The organism is Bartonella vinsonii subsp. berkhoffii ATCC 51672, assembly GCF_902825225.1.
GTDB lineage: Bacteria > Pseudomonadota > Alphaproteobacteria > Rhizobiales > Rhizobiaceae > Bartonella > Bartonella berkhoffii.
Genome location: NZ_CADEAK010000143.1, coordinates 1 through 462 on the forward strand (window position 1 = coordinate 1; position 462 = coordinate 462).

The window sequence follows — 462 nt, forward strand, 5'->3', positions numbered from 1 at the left end:
GCTGCTGCTGGTACACCCGCTGTATAGGAAATGCCTTGTGCGCCAGTTTCATTAAAAGCCTGTTTGTGATCAGCTATATTATAAATAAAAATCTCTCTTGGTTTTCCATTTTTTTCACCTTTAATAAGGTCTCCAATACAAGTTTTCCCTGTATAATCAGGCGCTAAAGAAGCTGGATCGGGTAAAACAGCTTTCACGACTTTTAAGGGAACGACTTCTTGTCCTTCTGCTGTTTTAATTGGTTGTTCGGATAAAAGTCCGAGATTTTTCAAAACAGTAAAAACGGTTATATAACGTTCACCAAAACCCATCCAGAAGCGAATGTTTTGAACATCAAGATTTTGGGATAATGAATGAATCTCATCATGTCCGGTCATATAAGCTTTTTGTTTTCCAACAACAGGGAGATCCCACTCATGGCTGACTTCAAACATTTGATTAGAGATCCATTTTTTATTTTGC

The 462-nt window shown here is 37.7% G+C and carries 1 protein-coding gene; it reads right to left on the minus strand.

Translation table 11 applies throughout. The features are described 5' to 3' along the window. On the minus strand, window positions 1-462 hold a 462-nt coding region (locus tag J7R10_RS08655; protein WP_281432516.1), incomplete at both ends, for a saccharopine dehydrogenase family protein.